Genomic DNA, 19,951 nt, shown 5'->3' with positions numbered 1-19,951 from the left:
GCTAAATAAGCGGCTTCGTTGTTTAAAGTAGTCTTAGATTAACGAATACATTGTGGTCTTGGCTCAAACTCACTCGCTCTAAGTGGTAGCTGAATCACCTTGCCACATCCTGGTGGTGCCTGCTTACCCGTTTGCTCATTTACAAATGCCCAGCGTATTGATGGCGGACGCGTATCGGCTATTGCTTGTGGATTAAGTGGCTTTAAGTAGCGAATATATGCTTCTAATGCACCTACGCTGCCCGTTAAACCCGTGCTTTTGTTGTCGTCTCGACCAAGCCAAGCTACCGTCACTGTATTTTGATCAAAGCCTGCAAACCAACTATCACGTAAATCGTTACTAGTGCCAGTTTTGCCTGCAAGTTGGATTGATGGGAAGTGTAAATTTAAGCGTTTAGCAGTGCCGTCTTTCGTTACGCGTTTCATCGCGTATTTAGTCATATACATTGCAGATTTATCAAAACGAGGCTCTGCATTTACTTTATGCTTATAAAGTACTTTACCAACCGAGTCAGTTAATGCCGAAATTGCAGTGAGCTTTTTATATTCGCCATCTGCAGCAATTGTCGTATAAAGCTGAGCAACTTCAAAACTCGACATTTCAACAGCCCCTAAAAGCAACGATGGGTATTCGTTTATCGCCCCTTTAGCGCCTAATCCTTTTAGTGTTTTCGCGACTTTATCAACACCTACATCGAGGCCTAAATTAACCGCTGGAATATTAATACTGTTACTAAATGCTTTATAAAGAGGGATTGCTCCACGGTATTTATGATCAAAATTTTCTGGTTGCCACACTTTTCCCTGCTCATTTGTAACCTGTACTGGCGAGTCATCAAGCAAAGTAGCTAAATTATAATGTGGTAATTGCAATGCGCTTAAATACACAGCCGGTTTTACCAGCGAGCCAATATTACGCTTTGTATCTAAAACACGGTTAAACCCTGAATAACGAACATTGCGCCCTGCAACAAGTGCAGATACACCGCCCTTTTCTACATTAACAGAGATCATGGCTGCTTCTAGTTTTTCGGTTCTAGGACGATTTTCCAGGTACGGTAAGCTCTTTTCAATAGACTCTTCCATTGCTGTTTGCTTTTGTAAGTCAAAATAAGTAAATACTCTTACGCCTGCATCAAGTGTTTGCTGATCTGGCAATAATTCATTTAGTTCTCTGTTTACTAACTCTAAATAGCCTGGATATGATTTTTGTAAACTCGCTTTCATTGGCGCAATATCAATTGGGCGATTAAGCGATGCACGGTACTCTTTTGTGCTAAGTAGCTTGTTTTCAACCATAAGGCGAAGCACTAAGTCTCGGCGCTCCATTGTGCGCTCTTTATAGCGACGTGGATTGTAATAAGATGGACCTTTAACCATTGCCACCAGCAAAGCAATTTGATCGTACTCAAGCTCATCTACCGGCTTTGAAAAGTAAAAGTCAGCAGCAAGCCCCATACCGTGCACACCTTGGTTGTATGACTGCCCTAGGTATACTTCATTTAAGTAAGCTTCTAATATCTGATCTTTTGAATAACGATAATCTAAAATAAGGGCAATAAAGGCCTCATTTATTTTTCGTACTAAAGAGCGCTCACGTGTTAGGTAAATATTTTTAGCTAACTGCTGAGTAAGCGTACTACCACCTTGAACGGTGCGCCCCGCTTTAATATTAGAATAAAGCGCGCGTAAAATAGAAAACACTGATACACCATGATGTTCGTAAAAATCACGGTCTTCAACCACCAATAGCGTATCTTTTAGCATTGCTGGAAACTTATCTAGTGGTACAAATTCTCTATCTTGTTTAGAGTCATTACCAATACGCGCTATTTGCACAGGCTCTAGACGAGCTGAATTTAAACGCCTACCAAACTTATCTTTAATGGTCGCAACTTTTTGCCCTGCAAAGCGAAGTTCAATAATATGTGATTCTTCAAGGCCATCATAAAATTCAAAATCACGACGATAAATCTTGATGCTATCTGCTGTTTTAACAAACTGTCCTGTGCGGCTTAATCTATTAACCGATGAATAATTTAAACGCTCTAGCTCAAACACTACTTCCTGGCTTGATAAAAATTGCCCCGGATAAAACTCCATAGAACGAGCATACACTTGCGCTGGAAGTTGCCATTTATTACCTTCAAATATACGCGTTGTTTTTGAATCTAAATAAATGAAGTACATTGCCATTGCAATAAAAACAGCCAAGCTTAGTTTCCAAAACACTGACCATGTTTTTCTCATAAAAGAGCGTTTAACAGTGGTTTCCACTGTTTTTTTACTGCCCTTTGAAGTGCTTTTCTTTGTCTTGCTTGACGATTTACTTGCACGTTTAACTGCAGGTTTACTGGTAGGTGTTTTTTTATTATCGGCCATTTAAGTGTAATTTATTCCAAGGGTTATTCACGAGTGTGAGCTTAGCATATTGGATATATCCTAACATCCGAAAAGTTAACCCCCCCTGAAACAAAAAAAGCCCTACCGAAGTAGGGCTTTGTGTAAACACACTATTATTTAAATAAACTATTAGCTATTTCGAACAGAAACAAACTCTGGGTAGGCTTCAATACCACAATCGTGTTGATCCATACCGTTTAGTTCTTCTTCTTCGGTTACTCGTATACCCATTGTTTTGTTAAGCACAGTCCAAACAATAAATGATGCTACAAATACAAAGGCAAGAATACATACTAGACCCGTTAACTGATTAACAAAGCTTGCGTCACCATTGGTTAGCGGTACTAACATAATACCTAATGCGCCACACGTACCATGAACAGAGATAGCACCCACTGGATCGTCAATCTTAACTTTATCAAGTGCTATGATACTAAATATAACAAGTGCACCACCAAGTAGACCAAGTAGACATGCCATTAATGGTGATGGAGATAGAGGGTCTGCTGTTATAACAACTAAGCCAGCTAATGCACCATTTAAGACCATTGTTAAATCTGATTTACCCCAAAGTACTTTACATACAAACAGTGCTGCAATAGCACCCATTGCAGCTGCTGCATTGGTGTTAAGTAATATTTGGCCTACTGCAGTTGCGTTTTCTTTATCCGAAAGTAGTAATTGAGAACCACCGTTAAAGCCAAACCAACCCATCCATAAAATAAATGTACCTAGTGTAGCAAGTGGTAAGTTTGAACCTGGAATTGGGTATATTTCACCATTCTTACCATATTTACCTTTACGAGCACCTAGGATTAATACACCAGCTAGTGCAGCTGCTGCACCTGCGCCATGCACAATTGCAGAACCTGCAAAATCAACAAAGCCCATTTCAGATAAGAAACCACCACCCCATGTCCAGTAACCTTCAATAGGGTAAATAAAACCAGTTAGTACTACAGCAAAACCTAGGAAAGCCCACAGTTTCATACGCTCAGCAACAGCACCCGATACAATCGACATAGCGGTTGCAACAAATACTACTTGGAAGAAAAAGTCAGATTCTAAAGAATGGTCAGCATCGGCAGCTTGTGTACCAATTAAAGCGCCTATTGAAGGAATAAAACCACCTTCGGCATTGTCTACATACATAATGTTGTAGCCAACTAATAAAAACATCGTACATGCAATTGAATATAGCGCGACATTTTTAGTTAAAATTTCAGCTGTGTTTTTAGAGCGAACTAAGCCCGCCTCTAACATGGCAAAACCTGCTGCCATCCACATTACTAATATACCTGATATTAAAAAATAGAAGGTATCGAGTGAAAACTTTAGTTCTATTATTGTATTTTCCATGAGACCCCCTTAAATTGCTTCTTCGTCAAGTTCGCCAGTACGGATACGAACAATTTGATCCAAGTCGTACACGAAAATTTTACCGTCACCAATTTTACCTGTTGATGCAATTTTAGTGATTGCTTCAACAACGCGTTGACAATTTTCAGTACGCGTTGCAATTTCAAGTTTGATCTTAGGAATAAAATCTACTTGGTATTCTGCACCACGATATAACTCAGTATGACCTCGTTGACGTCCAAAACCTTTAACATCAACTACTGTCATCCCCTCAATTCCTAAATCAGCGAGTGCTTCACGCACGTCGTCTAATTTAAATGGTTTTATGATTGCACTAATCATTTTCATAGCGGCCCCCTCGGACTCTTTATTGTTATCCTATTGGGTTAAACAATCCAACCTTTGTGCCACTATTTTATATCAATTAAAAACAGCCACTTAGTAAAAAACACAAACCTAAGATCAAAAAAAACGCACCAATTAGGTGCGTTAATTTAACAAGTCAGCTACATTGGTGCGTGCTATATCTCTATATATTTATCACGTACCTAGTTTTGTTTAAGAAGGGTTATACCACGCAGTTTCTGCCTTGGTTTTTAGCTTCGTATAATGCTTTGTCAGCAACACGCATAGCCTGCGTTAGACTAGTGTCTTGAAAGTCAGCCAAGCCTATACTAGTGGTAATTTTAATTGATTTATCGCTAATAGAAAAATCGTAACTAGCCATCTTTTTCCTAAATGCTTCAAAGTATTCACGACCGCGTTCTAGCTCTATTTCAGGTAATATTATGGCAAACTCTTCTCCGCCAACCCGTGCAACCGTAAACTTTGAAAACGTAGATCGTATTAATGAACCAACCTGCTTTAAAGCCTGATCGCCGCCTTCATGGCCTAATGTATCGTTAATGTTTTTGAAAAAATCGATATCAAGCAATGCCAAAGTATTTTTCTGGTTTTTACTTTTAAGGAGCTTTTCTGCATATTGATAAAAGTAGCGTCGGTTATGAAGCCCTGTTAAGTGATCCCTATGTGCGCTTTCTTTAATATCTGAAATTAACGACAGTTGCTCCATTGTTTGAAGTACTCGACAATGAAACTCTTCATTCATAAATGGCTTTGTTAAAAAGTCATTGGCGCCGTATTTAATAAATCGTGCTGATAGGCCATGCTTTCCCGCGCCCGATAAGCCAATAATTGCTAAGTCGTCTCGGCCTCTAAAATTACGTACCGCTTTGACAAGTTCAAAGCCATCCATAGAGGGCATAGCGTAGTCGGTCATAAGTAGCTTTATATCAGGATTAGCTTTTAATATTTCGAGTGCTTGTTGTCCATCGTGGGCATCTGTTACATCAAACAATTGCTTTTCTAGCATTTGCTTCATTAACGAGCGACTTAGTAATGAGTCATCTGCTATTAGTGCTTTACAGCCTTGATTTCTGAGTAATTGCGCAACGAGCTTAACGGCATAATGGTAAGAATCGCGATTATCTTTAATAACATAATCAACTACGCCCAATTCAAGCATTTGTTGGCGCTTGTACTCATCTATTTTTGAGGTTAAAACAACCGTAGGAATTTTTTTAGATAAAGTATATTTTGCAACTTCACCGTGCGGAGCATCTGGCAAAGTTAAATCAACTAACGCAAGCGTATAATCGTGCTTTTCTACGAACGTAGCGCATTCTGCTAAAGACCAAGCAAAATCAATTACTACATCAAGGTATTGTGCAGTTAAGTGGCGAAGCACCTGCTGCACTACTTTACTGTCTTCAACCACTAATACTCTTTGCATAAAGCTTCTCTTTACCTTTAATTAATTTTGTAACAAAACGACAAATACAACGCTATTACTGCAATAGCATTAGTCATAAACATCCGGTGTAGAGTGCACTTATGTGCTTGAAAGCGTAATCCATTAGATTTTTTTGGTGATAGCTTGTATATAAAATCAATACAAGTAGGCCCGCAATATACCTGAATTCTGTGATTAACTAAATAAAGAAACCAAATCCTAAATAACTATAAAAGTGGTTAGCACGCGTCTCTAAGCGCATTAATACCTTACTTAACTAGTATTATCGGCCACTAGTCTCAATACTTTTGTTATTTAACTCATTAATGTCTTTAATGGTGTATCAACAATAATAAGGACACCTAATGAAGCTTAGTCGTATTATCAGTTTACCGATAACCGTTATTGCATTAATAATCAGTACAAGCACGCTTGCCGATAACCAACGTCGTATTGATGTAGACAGCAAAGTTGTTACTCAACATAAAGCTAAAATCAACGGTCAACGCTTTAATTACACCGTTGCCACAGGCACACAACCTGTATGGGATGATAAAGGCGACGCGGTTGCGACATTGCAATACACCTACTACACACGCGACAAAGTTGACGACAGGACAACTCGCCCATTACTTATTTCATTTAATGGCGGGCCAGGCTCGGCTTCTGTATGGATGCACCTTGCTTATACTGGTCCTCGCGTATTAAAAATTGATGACGAAGGCTATCCAATTCAACCTTATGGCGTAAAAGACAACCCATATTCTGTACTTGATATTGCCGATATTGTTTACGTAAACCCTGTAAATACAGGCTACTCTCGCGTACTTGAAAACGAAAAAGGCGAACTTCCTTCTAAAGCAAAACAAAAAGAGCTATTTTTTGGTGTTAATGCCGATATTAAGTACCTTGCTGAGTGGTTAAATACTTTTGTAAATAGGGCTGAGCGCTGGCGATCGCCTAAATTTTTAATTGGTGAAAGCTACGGTACAACACGTGTATCGGGCCTAGCTCATGAGCTTCAAAATAGTCAATGGATGTACATAAACGGTGTTATTCTCGTATCACCTACTGATATTGGTATTAAGCGCGACGGCCCGATTAAAGCCGCTAACCGCCTACCTTACTTTGCAGCAACTGCTTGGTATCACAAAGCACTTAAAGCCGATTTACAAGCTAAAGATCTAGATGAGTTATTACCTGAAGTTGAAGAGTTTACTGTAAACGAATTAATCCCAGCGCTTGCCAAGGGTGGCTTTATTAATGCTGAAGAAAAACGTCGAATTATTACAAAAATGGCACACTACGCTGGCTTATCAGAAAAGTTTGTTGAACAAAATAACTTGGATATTCCAACTCAATTTTTCTGGAAAGAGCTACTACGTGAGCGTGGTCAAACTGTGGGTCGCTTAGATTCTCGTTATTTAGGAATAGATAAACGAGGCGCGGGTGAATCCCCAGACTACTGGGCTGAACTTACCTCTTGGTTACACTCTTTCACTCCTGCAATTAATCACTACTTACGTGAAGAGCTAAACTATAAAACAGATGTAAAATATAATTTATTTGGTAATGTTCACCCATGGGATAGAACCGGTAATAATACGGGCGAAAATCTACGTTTAGCAATGGCGCAAAACCCTTACTTAAACGTGATGATTCAATCAGGATACTTTGATGGTGCAACCAATTACTTTGACGCTAAATACACGTTATGGCAATTAGACCCAAGCGGTAAAATGAAAGACCGTTTGAGCTTTAAAGGCTACAGAAGTGGGCATATGATGTACCTTCGCCACGCTGACTTAGAAAGCTCTAATAACGATTTACGTGACTTTATACAGGACGCTTTACCTAAGAAAGGGGAAGCGGCTAAATACTAAAATATTTTAAACATAAAATGGCTCTTTATGAGCCATTTTTTATATGCGTTTTTCATATCGTAAACAATAGCTTTTAAGTTGCGTTACTACATCGTTAAAGCATACTTCAAGCTGCTGTATATATTCATTTTTAACTGTTTCGTTTTCTGCCTGTGTTTCTATCTGCTGGCATATATTTGCCAATTCAATAGCCCCTACCGATTTTGACGACGACTTTAAGGCATGGGCCTGAAAAGCCAAATCAACATAATTTTTACTCTTAGCATACGCATTAGCTAATTTAATTTGCTCCCCTGCCGTTTGTAAAAACGCATTAAACACCATGCAGTGCACAGTAGGATCATCACCAAGCATTGCTTTTAATAACGTGATATCTAGTTGATCAAAACTATCTGAAGCTATATTTTCACTATCAGATTTATCTGAACATGTACTAACCATTGTTTGAGAGTGTTCCATCAACAGCGACTTTAATTTAACAAGCTCAATGGGCTTGGTTAAAAAGCCGTTCATTCCACAATCATAACAATTATCTATATTGTTTTTGGTAATGTTGGCCGTAATTGCAATTATAATAAGTTTATCAAAATGAGTGTTTTCGCGTATTTTTTTGGCTAACCCTAACCCATCGAGTAAAGGCATTTGAATATCGGTTAACAAAATATCAAAGTGCTTATTTTGCAGAGTTTCCCAAGCTTGTTCCCCATTACTTACAAAAGTAGAACACACTCCAAGCATGGTTAATTGCTGCCTTAATACTTGCTGATTTGTAACCTGATCTTCTGCCACTAAAACCTCAAGCGTAGGAAGAGTTACTGTATCTAAACTTTGAAGTGTTATTTGAGGAGATTGCACTTGTGCTGGCAAGTCAGTTTGCTCAAAGCTGTTAAAGTTTAGTGTAAAACAAGAACCTTTGTGCTGCTCACTTTGCGCGCTTAAAGAACCCTGCATACGCTCTACCAGTTGCTTAGTTATCACTAAACCAATACCCGTACCGTTCACTTTACTGGTTTCAGCTCCTAAACGGTCAAAAGGTTTAAATAAGCGAAAAATGTCATCAGGAGCAAATCCACATCCGGTGTCTATTACATCTATTTCGCATTGTTTATTACTTAACACCCGGCAATTTATATTAATGCTGCCATTTGCTTTGTTGTATTTAATCGCATTTGAAAGCAAGTTAAGCATCACTTGTTTAAAGCGGCGCTGATCAATGTAAATACTCAACCCTTCTAAGGACTCGAAACCTTGGGTATACAGTGTTATTGATTGCCCTTTAACAAGCTCAGTGACGAGCTCTACTGACTCCTCTAATATGCTTTTAATAGGCACATAAGAAAAACTAAACTGCATATTACCCGACTCAATAGCCGTTAAATCAAGTACATCGTCTATAAGTAATAGTAAATGTTCTCCAGCTTGATAAATGCTTTTCGCGTTTTCTTTTTGTACTTTATTAGCACTTTCATCATATCCATACAGCTGGGCTAAGCCTAAAATTGCATTTAATGGGGTTCTTAATTCGTGGCTCATACTGGCCATAAAATCTGACTTTGCTTTACTTGCTGACTCAGCTTGAATTCGTAATACATTTAATTTTTGATGGTTATTAGCAACCTCATCAACCATGTTATTAAATGCACTTATTACGCTACCTACTTCATTTTGTTGTTGTTTATCTATATGACAATCAAAGTCACCTTTGGCTAAACGTGAAAACCCCTGTTTTAAAGTCCTTAAAGGCGACGTAACCCTGTAATCCACCAGCCAAGCTAAACCTATAAAAACGATAACTAAAATAATAAATTGTATATATATTAAGGTGTAATGAAGTTTTGAAGATTCGTTTATTTCATTCGTAAAATTAACAACCAAGCTAATATTAGCCAGCGGTTTATCTAAAAACACCACCTGCTGAGATAACAACATGTCACCGTTTTCATTTGCTCCAATCCAGTTTTCAAGCGGGTATAATTGGTTATTTGAATCCACATCAACAATTTTAATACTTTTCCAATTAGGGCGGGTTTGGAGTTGGCTGTCTATTTCTTCATACAGCTCTGCATACTGCCTAGTTAACAACGGAGTCGTTATAGAAGTCGATAACTGCGCTAAAGAACGCTGAGCAGCCTTTGAAAGCCCATCGTTTACCCAACGCGCTTGCTCAGGTAATGCGTAAAACATAAAAAGACAGGCCATAAGCAAGCCACAAAGCAATACAACAATAAAGCTTTGTGCCCTTAGACTACGAAACCCTCTAATTTTCAACATAAAATGAGCGCAAGCCCCACTGAGTTAACTGCTGATACTCTGCTAAAGTTGCAATACTAGGTTTAATAATTGGGATACCTGCAAGTAAATGTTTATGCTCTGCGCTTTGGCTAATATCTAAAATAGCTTGTTGCACTTTTAACTGTATTGCAGGGTCAACCCTTGGGTGGGCTACAATTGGATGGCGACTAATTTCACGCGTTTTATAAAGAATTTTAAGCTTATTTTGCAAGCTTTCTGGTTGTTGTTTAAATGTGCCCATTACACCACCGCCCGCCATTGTTGAATGCAGTGCTACATTTAAATATACCGAAGGGTGGGTTTGTACATATACAGGCTTTATTGTTAGCCCATACAACAACGCTAAGTCGGCTCTCATTAATAATGACGCACCTAATGCATTAGGTGCAGGGAATGCTATTTCGGCGCCCTCTAGTTGGCTTAAATTATCAATACCACTGTCTTTATTTACGAGCAAAATACCTTGCAGCTTTCGCCCTGCATCTTTTATTAGTGGCAAATACCCCTGCTTCTCATATGCTACAACACTGTGCCATGGATTCATGTATGCAAAGTCGTACTCGCCATTAGCAAAGGCTTTTTCAAATACCGGAATAGACTCAACTGTAATTAGCTTTATTGATACCCCTGTTTGCTTACTTACTTGCTTTAACAAAGGTTGCCAAATAGCATTTAGCTTTTGCGGCTCATATTGCGGCACTACACCAAAAGTATATTCTTGAGCCAATAAGAGTGAGCTGTGCATCAAACATAATATAGCCACTAAATACTTCATCAATTCTCCAAATAATAGCGTGTCATTATTGCTTAAGCGTAGTTAAAGACTACTCAACACACCATAAAATTATTATATATTCGATATTTAGCACTGACCTACTTTGATTACAGGTCGTTTTGGAGTGTATTTTTATGTGTGAGCATACGATGTAAATTAATAAAGATGTTGTAAGTACTTTTTAGGCCGGCTTTATTGCTTAGCCAAGTAGGGATTGATCCATGAGGCAAAGCTGGTTGGTATTTTGCTCATCTGCGCTTTTACTTCAAAAATATTATCACTGTGGCTTTGATAATACACACTTACGCCATTTTTGTTTTTATACAAATGCCATGTTGGCTCAGCGTAAGTGTTAAAAATAACGAGTTAAAAAATAACGGATAAGCACTTTTGTAGCTGAATTTCATTACAAAAGTGCATCATTTATTTTTGCCAGTAAGGTTCTATGTCAAATGAAGCAAGGCGACTTTGCTCCATCGCACTAACCAAATATTCAGACTTTTGTTCAAGCCATGACTGGATTTTAGCAAGCTGTTCGTCTTCTTGCCCAGCACATAACTGCTTTAAATACTCAAGCGTACTTAACTCATAAATACCATGAGAAATATCAAGCCAAGGCAATCTAAACTCTAGGCGTTCCTCTTTATCAAATAACGATCCTAAGCAGTTACCGCTCAGTAAACTATTTTCAAGTTGAGTGCGCAGGTTTAAATACGAAGCGACATCGAGTGTTTGTTCTTTAGGGAGTAATTCGTGCAGATTTTTCCAGTCTTTATTAAAAAGCCTACTCGCAATGGACGACACGTTTTGCTCAGCCGCTTGAAGCTCTATTTGCCCCCAATCTTTACGCCACTGTTTATCAATTAACCACGTAGTTAACGACAGTAATAAACGATTATAACGCGCGCTATGAAACAGTGCATTTATATCGTCAATGCTTGGCTGTAACTCTTTTAAATCACCAATGACTTGAGTAAGTGCTGGAGCAGCATTAATTTTTTTATAAAAAGCATGGCGTTTAGACGTGTACGTTTTTAATTGAATCGCGTTTTCTACCCACGCTAATTCGCTTAATAACCATTTAAGCTCTGTACGTAAATGTTCTGTACTTTCTTTGGATACTATATCGTCGTACAGCCAAAAAGTATGGCGTATTAGGCTAATGCCGTCAGTTACGCGTTTAAGCGTTTTTAAACTTGGCTTATCGAAATAGCATTGCTCATGCTTTTGCACAAAGCGAATGCCAAAGTTCATGGCTTCAACTAAAGCACGCTCTTGGGTAGTCGACTTTGGTAATTGAACAAAACCAATAGATTTGCTGGGTGTTAAAGGTTTTTCATCTGCAAGGCGATAACCACGCGCGGCCTTAGAGTATAATCCTAAACGGATACAGTTCTGGCTAACCAGTACATCTGCAAACGCAAACAACTCATTACGACTGCCCTCAACAAGCTCAATTTCAAGCTCGCTAATAATTTCAATTTTACCCGAAGCCGCAATTTCACCTTTATCGAGTACAACTTCAATTTTAGCGCCACTTTCGGTTTCAATTAACCAAGTACGACGAATAAAGTTAGTACTAAATATTGGATACAAGTTTTTTGAGATTGCGCTTATTTGCATGCCATGAGGCCAAATATCAGCATCAAACGCCATTAAATTAGGGCGACTTGATTCAATTGGTAAATTGTACTCTGGACGTTGGTGTAAACCACCTACAACTTCACCTGCAAGCTTTATAGTTTGCTCGCATTCGCTGTCAGAACAGCGAGTTCTAAAGCCTATGTCAAGCGCTCTAAGCTCTCGGCTTGGCGTGTCGTAGTATGCATTTTGTAAGCTGCGTGACGGTTTATTCTTCACCGTTTTTGCAAATTGAGTAATTAACGAGGGGATCAGTGGAATAACGGCATCTGATACCAAAAATTTCAGTTCTATCTCAGTATCCATTCGGTTTGCGGATTACCTTTAAAATAAATAAGTGCTCAAAATAAACAAAGCACACTAACAATGCAAATTTTTTAGCCTTATTTTAGTGCCTGTTGACCTTTGTGGATTAAAATTCGTTCTATCTAGAGGCAAATTAATCGCGGGGCGAGATTTGTAACCTAGTGGGCTAGGTAACTGCTACTGGGTTACAATATCAGTCTTGCTATTGAGCTATTTAATCCATACTATCTAACTACTTATGTGAAATGAAAATCACGTTCATAACGGACGCAGTTAGATCAACAAGGTAGATAAATGCTAAAACATTGTTTATTAGGGCTACTTTTAACAGCCACCACATTTATGAGTTATGCAGAAGAAGCAAAACCTGCAAATTCAACTAATGCAAACACCGCTTATATTATCGATAATTTATATACTTTTATGCGCTCTGGTGCGAGTAAGAATTATCGACTACTCGGCTCTGTAGATGCTGGAACAAAGTTAACCTTGTTATCTGCTGAAGAAAACGGCTTTATAAAAATTAAAGATGATAAAGACCGCGAAGGTTGGATAGAAACTAAGTTTGTTACCAAAACGGCAGGCTTACACCAACAGTACAAAACACTAAGTAGCGAAATGAGCACTATGCAAGAAAACCTGCGCCAAGCTCAAATAGAACTTCCGCAGCTACAAGAGCAAAACCAAACTTTAACTGATCAAAACCTGCAGTTATCGGCCCAAATCACTAAACTTAAAACAACGCTAGAGCAAGAGCGCACTCAAAAAGAAGCAGCGAGTTCAAAAGAGAAACGCCAGCTACTTACTTACGGTGGTGCTATTGCGTTTTTAGGCCTGTTTTTAGGTATTATATTAACGATAGTGCTGTCGCGCCGTAAGCGCTACGAAGGTTGGGCGTAAGCCTTCCACATATCCGTTAAATATAAAAAGCCGCTTATTGCGGCTTTTTATTCTCTGTATTTTCATGCAATTCGAGCTTTGGTGCACTCATACCTTTGAGTAACCGACCAAATATATCAGCGCCGGTAATAATGCGCTTCACATCACTCCACACTAACACCACATCCTGATCAATGGCCCCATCAAACGATTTATCTAAAGAATGACTAGCGCGTATTTTTAAAATCACTTCACTCAAACGCATCGCTTCGTCAGCAACAATTATAGGTCTGTGACAATAATGATACGGGTCAAACGTCTCTGGCTCAAACAACGCTGAGCGTAAAAAGCCGTCTGCATCAACAACCAATAAAGGCCAACCATCTTCATTAGTAATGATCACCCAGTTGTAGCCAGACTTATGTAGCTTTCGTAAAAACTCATTATCAGTCGTTAATGTAAGGTCTGGGAAAATAGGTAAATCGAGTTTAGTCGGCAGTGCAATAATAGAATCAGGATCAATTATCTCCCCTTCTTTAGTTACGCTTATTTCATCCAAACTAAAAAAGTTAAGCGCGCCTATTCCCTCAACATGTTGAACATCAGCCTCTTCTGCTTCTATGTGTTTGCGAATAATACCTCTAAGTTCACTTTCAGCAAAGTACGTAATCCCTTCTTTACCTAACCATGCATCAAGTATTAAAGCGGTTGGTTTAGCAACTACATAAAACAGAATCTGATAAAACTTAATTAGCGGCGAAAGCAGGCTCGCCATTTTAAGTGCATTACGCGAAAAATAAGCCTGCGGCGTTATTTCACCAATAATAGTAATCGCGATAGTTGAGAATAAAAACGAACTTGCGCCCATTAATACCGAATCAGAAAGTAGCGTAAGCAGTACGTTTATACCTACGTTACCCCATAAAATAGTCGATAATAAAAAGTTAGAGTCGTTTCGAAGAGCCATCACTTTTATGGCCGCTTCGTTCCCTTTTGTACTTTCCATTTCTAGCTGTAATCGGCTTAGCGAAAAAAAAGCTAAGTTTAAGCCAGAAAATATTGCCGATTGTGAAATACACAAAGCAATAGCACACCAAATCATGACTTCGAAGGTCATTGTATTTTCCTGTAAGTAATACCAATCCGCAATAATACTTAATCAATTTGAGGGTTATACCTGACGCTAACTACGTTAAAATTTCGTATATAAAACAACTAAATAACGAAATTTTCGCCTTGTTATCGACACGATTTTCTTCCCTCAAAATAGATCACTTAATTAAGCAACTTGGTATAAGGCTTATAAAAGCAATAAACTGCCCAAGCCTAAAAAGGTAACAAACCCAACAATATCGGTAACGGTAGTTAAAATTACCGAGCCAGATAATGCAGGATCAATTTTCATTTTGTCTAAAATAGACGGAATAACAACACCCGCAAGTGACGCAGCGACTAAATTTAATAATATGGCAACCGTAATCGTAATACTGAGCATTAAATCGTTAAACCATAAGAAGGTAAGTAGGCCTATTACAAATGCCCACACCAAACCATTTACAGCGCCAACACGTAGCTCTTTTTTAAGTAACGCATTGCGGTTTGAATCTGTAACCTGTCCGAGCGCTAAACCACGCACAATAACCGTTAATGTTTGGCTTCCTGCAATGCCGCCCATAGAAGCAACCACTGGCATTAATACAGCGAGTGCTACAACTTGTTCTATAGTTGCTCCAAATAAACCGATGAACCACGACGCTAAAAAGGCAGTCGCTAAGTTAATACCCAACCATATGCCACGGTTTTTAGCACTTTTTCGCACACTTGCGAACAAGTCTTCGTCTTCACGTAAACCACCGGCTTTAGCGGCTGCTTCGTCAGCAATCTCTTGGCGTAATTCGTACGCTGATGCAATAGTTAAACGCCCAAGTAATTTGTTATCTGCATTAACCACTGGCAGTGCCATTTGCTCACTGTGGATCACCACTTCTGCCGCTTCGTATAAATCATCATCAGCATGAAGCGATGAAAAGTCATGATTCGCCAATGTCATTAAGCTGTCGGTATCGCTCGCCTTAATTAAATCGTTAACCGCAACCTCGCCTATTAAGCTGCCCTTACGGCTTACTAAATAAACAACCTCACTGTATTGCGGTAAACCCTTGTGTAAAAGCTTTTTAGCGCCACCTGCGGTTAGCTTCTCTGATACTTTTAAAAAATCAAAACCTAACCAATGACCAAGTTGTTCTGGCGGGTATTGCTGCGCTAATTCATATTGTTTGGTTTGCGCTTCATCGAGTTGCTTTTTTGCATACTCAACAAATCGCTCTGGTATAACTTCTTCAAGTTCCAGTAGCTCTTCTACATTAACTTCATCAAGAAGTTTAAAAGCCTCAGTGTCTTCTAGTGTTTGCAGCAACCACAAGCAACTATCTTCACTTAAATTAACAAAAATTTCGTGTTGCGTGTCTTCGTCAAGCAACTGCCAAATTTCAAGTCGTTGTTCTTTTGGTATCGCCTCAAAAAGTAATGACAGGTGCTCTGTTGAAAGCGTTAACTGCGCATCTGCTAATAATTTATTTTTGCGTTCTGTTGTATCGCATTGCAATAAATCATTTATGAGCTGTGGAAGTTGGTCTACCGGATACTCAATCATCTTAAAACCTTAAATTTAAAAGCGTACATTATTCACAGTTTACTTGAACAATAAAAAATTGCAGAAAAAACGTGAACTTATTAAGCATGCCCAGGCTATTTTTGCGCATTGTATGGGCAAACTAAATGCAGTACTAATATTTATTTTAAAAAATTAAAAAAACAGTAAAAGGAATTGTTTTTAAGGAATTAAACGACAAGTAAGTAAACCAAACGGATTACTTATAATAAAAAAAATCCCATATTAGCCAGGCTAATATGGGCAAAATCACACAATGAATAAGGTGTTTTTAAATTACGGTTTATGCTTTTAATTAAAGTCTATCGGTAATATTTCGTACTAAGTCAGAATCTACAAATTGAGTAATAAGTGCAGCGCCCCACGCATAGCCACGCTGTATTGGGTAACCTTTAAAAATCCAGCGTTTACGCACGTGATTGAAGCGATCTAAATAGTCTTGCTTTTTTTTAGGCAGAGGTTGATCGCCCAATTTATTCCATGCTTTATATACACCTGACATGTCAGAGCCTCGCATAAAGCGTTGCAACCAACGCGGAAAACGCGAGAAGCTAATGGTTGACTGAAAATCAATAAAATAAGGTTTACCGTCTGCGCCGCATAAAATATTACCCATATTACGCAAGTCTAAATGCACGATGCCTTTACGATGCATTTTTGCTACTTGGCGCTCAAGCTCGCTAAAAAAGTTAACAGGTAGTGTTTTGTCTTCATGAATTAAAGAGCGCAGTGGCATGCCTTCAATATAGTTATAAGCCACAGCTATCGGCGATAACCTACAAAAGCGATTAGCAACAGCATCAAGCTCAGCTAATCGGCTCAACCCTTTATATTCTTGATTTACAGATAGTCGCGCAAATGTTTTACGAATAAGCCACGGGCTTTGGCTAAAATCTTTAACAATCAAATCAAATTCATTATCTTTATATCGATACACAATCGCGTTAGCAAAACGTCCCTTATGGACAACACTTAAGTGATGTTGCATAAAAGTATGTTCTGGATATTGCTGCTGTAATTGTACTAACAAATTATTTTCAATCATAACAAACCTAACAAGATGATAACTTTAATTGCCTAGGCAACTATATTATCAAAGTTAGATTCTACGCACAATCAGATCAACTAATTAGCACGCTAACTTTCTGTTGAAACAGTATCACTATTTTATTGATAATCTATTTGTGGGGGGAATTTCGGGTAATGTATCTAGATTATTTATAGCTTTAAATAATAAGTCTATTATTTGATTTTTTTCTGGCTCTGAAAAACCATTTAATGCTTGAGCATAGACTTCGTTTACTACAGGCATTATTTCTGGACAAAGAGCTTTACCCTTTTCACTTAAACACAAAATAGTTGAGCGCTTATCAAGCTCACATTGCGTTTTAATAATGAGTCCTTTTTCTTCAAGTCGGTTTAGTAAGCGGCTCATAGCGCCACGATCATAAACCATATACTCACAAAGTCCTGCAAGCGTATTAACCGACTCTCTCGCAAGTAGTACTACCACAATATATTGCGCTGAGGTTAAGTCCATAGGAAGTAACTTGGCATCAACATGAATGGCTAATCTCGAGCGTAAAAAAGACACTAAACGCCCCAAGTCTTGCTCTGGCGCTAACTCTTCTCGAGTACAACGTTTAATTGATGGCATGTTTTGCATGGTTATTCCACTGTATAGGTATATTTGCATGCTGATAGACCTTAACACATACAAAAAATTCAATAATTTTTATAAAAACTAAGCGGCTAAAACTAAGCCACAAAAATAAAGCCGCTATTAGCGGCTTTTACTGTAAAGTTTTAAACTTTGTTAAATTTTAAACTGGCCAACGAGTTGTCCTAAGTTTTCACCACGCGCAGCTAAATGCTGGCCTACCGAAGAGGTAGTTTTGCTTGAAATAGTTAGTTCATTAACGATTTCTTGAATGGCAAATACATTACGGTTTATTTCTTCTGTAACGCTACTTTGCTCCAGCGCCGCTGTCGCAATTTGCGTACTCATGTCGTTAATTGATCTAACTGAGGTTGTTACCGCACCTAAACTTTCTGAAATAGCACGAGACGATTCTACTGAGCGATTACAACTATTCTGACTCGCTTGCATTGCGGCTACAGCATCCGATACTAAATTATGTAACTCACTCAACATTTCACTAATCTCTAATGTGCTAACTTGAGTACGACTTGCTAAGCTTCTTACCTCATCAGCAACAACAGCAAACCCTCGCCCTTGCTCACCTGCTCGTGCAGCCTCTATTGCAGCATTAAGTGCAAGTAAATTTGTTTGCTCGGCAATTCCACCAATTACGCTTAGTACACTATTAATCTTTTTAGATTGATCACTGAGTGAATCAACTTGTTCTGCGGCTAGGTTTATCTCGCCCATTAGGTTAGACACCTCACTGAGTGAAATATCAACACACTCTTGAGCTTTAGCAACTTCTTGCGTTGCCGCTTGGGTTGACTCTGCCACTTGGTTCGTATTTTGAGCCACCTCATGAGAAGTAGCCGACATTTCGGTAATAGCCGTCGCAACAAGGTCTGTTTCATGATTGTGATTAAGTAGCTTGTCTTCAATTAATCGTGTTTGTGTATTTATATCACTAGAGGCTGTTTTTACATCGTGTGTTACATCAACCACATTAGCAATAATGCCATGTAACTTACTTACAAACATATTAAATGCTTCGCCAAGTTGGCCTATTTCATCGTTAGTATCAATATCTAAACGTTTAGTTAAATCGCCCTCACCTTTGGCAATATCGTCAAGGCTTTGCGCCATACGCTGTATTGGTTTTACCATTGTATTTGCGGCAATTAACGCACATATAATAGTTAACACAACCCAAAATAAAGCAATTAGCAATAAGGTCACTACCTTATCATTCATGTGCTCTTGCATTGCTGTTTGATATTTAAGTAGTTCTGCGTCTATATCATCCATATATGCGCCAGTACCAATCATCCAGTTTGTACCTGGGATCATTGCTGCATAGCCCATTTTTTCAACTAAGCCTGTGGTATTTGGTTTTTGGAAATGATAGTTAAAAGCGCCACCGCCTTTTCTAGCTTGATCTAATAAGCCCACTATTATTTTTTTACCGTTAGGGTCAGTCATCCCTATTTTGTTTTGCCCTTCAATAGCATCACCTAATAATGCATGAAAAACACTAACGCCATTTGTGTCGTATATAAAAAAGTAACCACCTTGACCAAATGTTAAATCTCTTAAAGCATTTTTAGCATCTTGCTCAGAGCCATTTGCTATTTGGTAGCGCACAATTTTACTGGCAATTTCTACCTCGGTGCTTAGCAACGTTTGTTTGTCACTTATTAGTTTAGTTTGAAATGCTTCAAAATTTTGTTGCTGATTTTTATTCTCTAAATAATAAGAACTCAGCATCAAGCTAATCAAAAGTAGCATTAAGGGCAATATAGCTAATAACAACAGTTTGTTTTTCAAGCTTAAATTACTCATTATTTCTCCGGGGTATATAAATGCATATATAGCGACAATAGCCAAAAATTAAATTACGGCTGTTTACATTGTTTTATTGGGTTTAAAAGCATAGTAAATAAAAAAAATTGGTGGGAGTAAACTCATACCATGCTCAATTAGCTGATATTATAGTCACAAGGAAGGTATTTGGACACTAAAAACACTGAGACCTTCGTATTAATTAATATATAATTTGCCACTCTTTCACTAGAGATTTAAAGTTCTAGCAGCTGCATTGATCTAAACTTAATTTTATAACGTACTAAGACGATTAATCACCAGCTATGTAATGAGTTAACGCACGACTCATGTTAGTATTAATTTTAGGTTCATATAAATAATGAACATATAGATATTAAACTTCCATTAACATATAATAACCCTATATTACTAATACCAAACAACTAGAAAATCGGAACGCATCACTTTGAGCCACAGTTATAATC

Annotated in this window: 14 protein-coding genes; 2 read left to right on the top strand and 12 right to left on the bottom strand. The window is 38.3% G+C overall.

The genetic code is table 11. The annotated features are described in order from the left end of the window. Positions 1-38: 38 nt before the first annotated feature. The 4 genes from mrcB to I6F48_RS06370 all read right to left on the bottom strand — a co-directional run bounded on the left by mrcB (position 39) and on the right by I6F48_RS06370 (position 5,553). A complete protein-coding gene (mrcB, locus tag I6F48_RS06385) occupies positions 39-2,381 on the bottom strand; it encodes a penicillin-binding protein 1B (protein WP_197119087.1) in 2,343 nt (780 codons plus the stop codon). Between the two features lie 150 nt (positions 2,382-2,531). Continuing rightward, complete coding sequence (locus I6F48_RS06380) at positions 2,532-3,761, bottom strand: ammonium transporter (RefSeq protein WP_010555509.1); 1,230 nt, start codon at positions 3,759-3,761, stop codon at positions 2,532-2,534. Between the two features lie 9 nt (positions 3,762-3,770). Beyond that, on the bottom strand, positions 3,771-4,109 hold the full coding sequence (locus tag I6F48_RS06375; protein WP_004587162.1) for a P-II family nitrogen regulator: 339 nt from the start codon (positions 4,107-4,109) through the stop codon (positions 3,771-3,773). Positions 4,110-4,329: 220 nt separating this feature from the next. Next, a complete protein-coding gene (locus I6F48_RS06370) occupies positions 4,330-5,553 on the bottom strand; it encodes a diguanylate cyclase domain-containing protein (RefSeq protein ID WP_165728473.1) in 1,224 nt (407 codons plus the stop codon). A gap of 365 nt (positions 5,554-5,918) precedes the next feature. On the opposite strand from I6F48_RS06370, the gene I6F48_RS06365 reads away from it, so the two are divergent. Then, positions 5,919-7,436, top strand: a complete 1,518-nt coding sequence (locus I6F48_RS06365; protein WP_197119086.1) for a S10 family peptidase — start codon at positions 5,919-5,921, stop codon at positions 7,434-7,436. Positions 7,437-7,475: 39 nt separating this feature from the next. Here I6F48_RS06365 and I6F48_RS06360 read toward each other — a convergent pair whose 3' ends face one another. The 3 genes from I6F48_RS06360 to I6F48_RS06350 all read right to left on the bottom strand — a co-directional run bounded on the left by I6F48_RS06360 (position 7,476) and on the right by I6F48_RS06350 (position 12,450). Then, positions 7,476-9,707, bottom strand: coding sequence for an ATP-binding protein (locus I6F48_RS06360; RefSeq protein ID WP_197119085.1), 2,232 nt, complete (start codon positions 9,705-9,707; stop codon positions 7,476-7,478). After that, complete coding sequence (locus I6F48_RS06355; RefSeq protein WP_197119084.1) at positions 9,694-10,503, bottom strand: phosphate/phosphite/phosphonate ABC transporter substrate-binding protein; 810 nt, start codon at positions 10,501-10,503, stop codon at positions 9,694-9,696. The genes I6F48_RS06360 and I6F48_RS06355 overlap by 14 nt, the downstream gene beginning before the upstream one ends. 423 nt (positions 10,504-10,926) lie before the next feature. Further along, entirely contained in the window at positions 10,927-12,450 is a 1,524-nt protein-coding gene (locus tag I6F48_RS06350; protein WP_007584831.1) for a CYTH and CHAD domain-containing protein, read from the bottom strand. A gap of 294 nt (positions 12,451-12,744) precedes the next feature. Here I6F48_RS06350 and I6F48_RS06345 point away from each other — a divergent pair, with 294 nt between their 5' ends. Next, positions 12,745-13,350, top strand: a complete 606-nt coding sequence (locus I6F48_RS06345; protein WP_007584830.1) for a TIGR04211 family SH3 domain-containing protein — start codon at positions 12,745-12,747, stop codon at positions 13,348-13,350. Between the two features lie 34 nt (positions 13,351-13,384). Here the strand turns inward: I6F48_RS06345 and I6F48_RS06340 are convergent, their stop codons facing one another. From I6F48_RS06340 to I6F48_RS06320, 5 genes are all read right to left on the bottom strand, one after another. Beyond that, positions 13,385-14,446 carry a DUF21 domain-containing protein gene (locus I6F48_RS06340; protein WP_197119083.1) on the bottom strand — a complete coding sequence of 354 codons (1,062 nt, stop codon included), beginning with the start codon at positions 14,444-14,446 and terminating at the stop codon, positions 13,385-13,387. A gap of 183 nt (positions 14,447-14,629) precedes the next feature. Further along, a complete protein-coding gene (locus I6F48_RS06335) occupies positions 14,630-15,982 on the bottom strand; it encodes a magnesium transporter (protein ID WP_197119082.1) in 1,353 nt (450 codons plus the stop codon). Positions 15,983-16,295: 313 nt separating this feature from the next. Next, the gene (locus I6F48_RS06330; RefSeq protein ID WP_165728467.1) at positions 16,296-17,045 is read right to left on the bottom strand and encodes a serine/threonine protein kinase; all 750 of its coding nucleotides are present in this window, start codon (positions 17,043-17,045) and stop codon (positions 16,296-16,298) included. 117 nt (positions 17,046-17,162) lie between these two features. Continuing rightward, positions 17,163-17,696, bottom strand: a complete 534-nt coding sequence (locus tag I6F48_RS06325; RefSeq protein ID WP_231611873.1) for a MarR family winged helix-turn-helix transcriptional regulator — start codon at positions 17,694-17,696, stop codon at positions 17,163-17,165. A gap of 120 nt (positions 17,697-17,816) precedes the next feature. After that, complete coding sequence (locus I6F48_RS06320) at positions 17,817-19,484, bottom strand: methyl-accepting chemotaxis protein (RefSeq protein ID WP_165728466.1); 1,668 nt, start codon at positions 19,482-19,484, stop codon at positions 17,817-17,819. Between the last annotated feature and the right edge of the window lie 467 nt (positions 19,485-19,951).

Origin of the sequence: Pseudoalteromonas sp. SWYJ118, assembly GCF_015864505.1 — a bacterium.
GTDB classification, from domain to species: domain Bacteria; phylum Pseudomonadota; class Gammaproteobacteria; order Enterobacterales; family Alteromonadaceae; genus Pseudoalteromonas; species Pseudoalteromonas arctica.
Note: the sequence above shows the minus strand (reverse complement) of the source record. Positions and strands in the feature narration are given on the sequence as shown.